Source organism: Rubritalea sp., assembly GCF_039830215.1.
Taxonomy (GTDB): Bacteria; Verrucomicrobiota; Verrucomicrobiia; order Verrucomicrobiales; family Akkermansiaceae; genus Rubritalea.
On record NZ_JBDOPO010000380.1, the window covers coordinates 1 to 3,663 of the forward strand.

Consider the following 3,663-nt stretch of genomic DNA (forward strand, 5'->3'; position numbering starts at 1 on the left):
ATCTGGAGAAACCTCCCAGTGGAGAAAGAGTAAGTGACTCCAGTTCTGGCGCATCACCACGGCTGAGCTCGGCTTTTTTCGGGCATCGATCCGCTGCTGGTCAGTGGGCTGGTTCATGTCGGTGGCTAGACTCTATTTTTATGGTTTTGCGTAGTCGAACTGAGCGACTTTGCTGAGTGAAAAGTAGGTGTCTAACGCGGTGGAAGCCAACGATGCAGTTTCTATTAGGTCGATACTGCCGTCGCAGAGCAGGGCGTTGTCGGGCACCTCAATGATCTGCACTCGACCGATAATAAGCTTGGTATTGTTGGTCTTTATATCGACGATGTCCTCTAAATCTAGCGCGTACCTGATACGGCTTTCTTTGACGAAGGGTGCAGAAATATTTGGGTGGAAATGTTCGTGCATTCCCACAGCTGTGAATTCTGAGATTTCTGCTGGGTAGCGAGCCGAGCATTGGTGTGCTTGCTCGAGAATCTCCTTATGTACATGATTAAGAGTCCATGATTTGGTATCTATTATGTTTTTTAAAGTATTTCGGTCAACAGTATCAGGGCGCGTCACCATACCTATCAACATTGGGCTGGAACCTAGGTGGATGATACTGGAAAATGGCGCGAGATTGGTGATGCCGGCCAGTGATTGAGTGCCAACAAGACAGATTGGTTTAGCTCCAGGAAGAGAAGTAGCTAGCTGTACCTTGGGAAGTTTTTCCATAGTGGCAATGTGCTCAGCGGTGATGATCATAGCGTAATCATGGCCCAAGTTCAGGAGCTCTGCAAATTGTTATACAGCAAAGTCGCAGATGTGCGCTATAGTTAAATATGAAGAACACAACCAGCGATGAGACAAACAGCAGAGTCATACGGATGGCGTGGGAGGATAGGACGAGCTTTGAGGAAATTTATAAAAGTACCGGGCTTAGTGAGGCCGAGGTCATTAAGCTGATGCGCAAAAGCCTCAAGCCCTCAAGCTTCCGAATGTGGAGAAAACGCGTGTCTGGGAGAATCACAAAGCACGCTGAGAAATTTAGACAAACCCGAAAAGAGCTAAAGAGTATTCCTCAGAAACATATCTATATACAGGATGCAGACTACTGATGTTATTGCAGTCTGAGAGCGTCTTTTGTCTACAGGTTGTGGGATGTTCATTGCGCTGCTTTAAAAATAAGAATGGCCTGAGGTCTCTGTAGCGGCTGAATGAGAGAGCTTTGAAGACTCTACTTTCCTCAAGATCATAGAAGCACAATAGTCAGTGAGTGCGACTCACGTCTAATGTATATAGATGGAGTAAAGTTCTCCAGATGAGTTGAGTACAGATTTGATTAAATGGAAACAAACTATGCTGGCAGAGGCTGCGTGCAATATTTAGCTAAAGGGAATTCGCTAGAGAAGTTAGAGTTTGTTGTATTTGTCGACTTAAAGTCGACAAATGGTCCTTTGCGTTCCTTCAAAAAGAGAAAAATACCTTGAGAAGATAAGGGGTGGTCGTACTTTGACATGAATCTCATGTTGTTGATCGAAAATTTTATAGAGCTCTTTATGGAGTCTGCCCCTTGGTTGATGCTGGGCTTATTTATAGCGGGCATGATGCGCGCTTTTTTGCCGAGTGATTTATTGGCAAAGCACCTGGGGAAACCAGGGCTGGCGGGTGTGATCAAGGCAGCCTTGATTGGTGCTCCATTGCCGCTGTGTTCCTGCGGCGTGATTCCAGCTGCTGTTGGGCTTCGGCGGGCTGGCGCCTCGAAGGCCTCGACAACTTCATTTTTGATATCCACCCCGGAGACTGGGGTGGACTCTATTTCAGTTTCCTACGCGATGCTGGGACCATTCATGGCAATAGTCCGGCCAATCGCTGCGATCACGAGTGCTGTGACAGCGGGCGTGTTAGTCGGTCGGGACGAGGAGAAAAAGCCAGCTCCAAAGAAGGCGTGTTACTGTAAAAAGGAAGTGGTCGTTGAGGAGGAAGTTTCATGCTGCAGTAAAAAGAAGGCGCCCCAAAAAGTGGGGAGTTTGATGAGTAAACTGAAGAGCGGGCTACGATTCACCTGCATCGTACTGGTGAACGATATCACTCTGTGGGTGATGATTGGTCTGGTATTTGCAGCCGTGGTGAAAACTTACGTGCCAAGCGAATTTTTGGCCCAGTGGGGAGATGGTTTCCTAGCATTTGTGGTGATGGCTTTGATTGGTGTGCCGATGTATATTTGCGCTACGGCATCCACGCCGATTGCGGCCGGTTTGTTGTTCTCAGGAGTTTCTCCAGGGGCAGTGCTGGTCTTTATGTTAGTTGGTCCAGCCACCAACCTAGCGACAATGGGTTTGGTGAAAGTCGAACTTGGGGATCGCGCATTAGTGGCTTACTTGACTGGAGTCATCGGTGTCGGTTTCGCCTTCGGGTATTTAACAAATTACATTGCGCAACGCGGTCATATCGATGTGGCTGCCCAAGTCGAGCACGTGCATGCCATGGAAATGACTGTCACGCACTATTCTCTGAGTGCTGTTCTAGCAGGACTAATGCTCTGTAGTGTTGTTGGTAAGATTAGGGCGCACTATAATTAGCTAGCTGTTTACCAATACACACGGAGACCTAGATTGAGGCCCATCCGTCATCGGCTCCAGCGTCATTGGCCTTGTATCCGATGTTGGCATAGGTGATACCAGACTGGAATTTGAACTTGTGGACATGGATATACCATGTGAGGTCTAGATATCCTTCATGGTAGGAAGCGCCTCGGCCGCTTTCAATTTTGTTTGAGTAGCGGTTTAGTCGCACGCCATTTTCCCCAGAGCTGGAAACATGTGTGGAGCGGGTCACTAGTTGAAAGCTGTCTCTTATGTTATAAAGCATGCCATCGGAGTGGGAGATATGGAAGTGAGTTCTCGAGCTGTAATTGAATGATGAGCAAGCTCAGCCCCGAATAGGATTGGCTAGGCTACTTTGAGTCTGATGAGTGAAGTGTTATACGTCCATGATATATAATGAGTTTCGATTATTTAGCGCTACTTTGTGGAGTAGTGTTGAGTTGCAAGCTGAAAGTCAAAAGATGAAGGATATCTAGTGGCTGAAATGTCAGCCATCTTGTCTATATTGAGCGTGATAGACTAGGATGTTTAGCTGGGGGTGCCTATGTTAGAGGATAATTGTTAGGCGGGCAGCATAGTATTCGTAAGGTTGCCTGTTACCGCAAAAGCAATGAAACTCGAATACTACCGCTTCTGCGAGGCTGATCGTGGAGTAATCTACCATATGAATAAAGTAGGAAATCCCGAGTTATAAGAACTATGGCCATAGGTGTCAGCCAAGGCACAATAAGTAAAGAGTTGAAGCGCAATAGACGCAACGGGGCTATCACATCAAGTAGTCACTCGATCAATCTTGCTTACGGCAAAAGAAAAAAGCAAACTAGGCGACGTGTATAACTGGGGAACGTGAAGCTGAAGTTGTAAGGCGCATTTTGATTAAGCTTAGCTTGGGCAATCATCAAGAAGTTAGAGGCTCATCGAGTTTATGCCAGCGGTCTTGAATTTGTAGCAAATGAGAGGGCTAGCGAGGAGCTCGACGCCGCAGGTTATTTTTGCTTCCCGTATCCTAGCCGGTAAAAAAAAAGTGCAGCTTGAGGGCTTTAACGCCTAGTTCGGCCTTTCTACTCGAAAGGTA

The 3,663-nt window shown here is 47.0% G+C and carries 4 protein-coding genes; 2 read left to right on the forward strand and 2 right to left on the reverse strand.

The genetic code is table 11. From position 1 onward, the window contains the following. Positions 1-138 precede the first annotated feature (138 nt). A complete protein-coding gene (locus tag ABGY95_RS13050) occupies positions 139-747 on the reverse strand; it encodes a flavin reductase (protein ID WP_347442125.1) in 609 nt (202 codons plus the stop codon). A gap of 77 nt (positions 748-824) precedes the next feature. Here ABGY95_RS13050 and ABGY95_RS13055 point away from each other — a divergent pair, with 77 nt between their 5' ends. Together ABGY95_RS13055 and ABGY95_RS13060 are read left to right on the forward strand one after the other, a co-directional pair. Beyond that, positions 825-1,100: a TIGR03643 family protein gene (locus ABGY95_RS13055; RefSeq protein WP_347442126.1), complete on the forward strand. Its 276-nt coding sequence runs from the start codon at positions 825-827 to the stop codon at positions 1,098-1,100. A gap of 408 nt (positions 1,101-1,508) precedes the next feature. Then, a complete protein-coding gene (locus ABGY95_RS13060) occupies positions 1,509-2,564 on the forward strand; it encodes an SO_0444 family Cu/Zn efflux transporter (RefSeq protein WP_347442127.1) in 1,056 nt (351 codons plus the stop codon). 28 nt (positions 2,565-2,592) lie between these two features. Here ABGY95_RS13060 and ABGY95_RS13065 read toward each other — a convergent pair whose 3' ends face one another. Further along, positions 2,593-2,853 (reverse strand): hypothetical protein, encoded by a 261-nt coding sequence (locus ABGY95_RS13065; RefSeq protein ID WP_347442128.1) that lies wholly within the window; start codon positions 2,851-2,853, stop codon positions 2,593-2,595. Positions 2,854-3,663: the final 810 nt, after the last annotated feature.

Coding starts and splice junctions, on each gene's coding strand:
- ABGY95_RS13050 (WP_347442125.1), bottom strand. CDS start 747: ATGATCATCACCGCTGAGCACATTGCCACTATGGAAAAACTTCCCAAG.
- ABGY95_RS13055 (WP_347442126.1), top strand. CDS start 825: ATGAAGAACACAACCAGCGATGAGACAAACAGCAGAGTCATACGGATG.
- ABGY95_RS13060 (WP_347442127.1), top strand. CDS start 1,509: ATGTTGTTGATCGAAAATTTTATAGAGCTCTTTATGGAGTCTGCCCCT.
- ABGY95_RS13065 (WP_347442128.1), bottom strand. CDS start 2,853: ATGCTTTATAACATAAGAGACAGCTTTCAACTAGTGACCCGCTCCACA.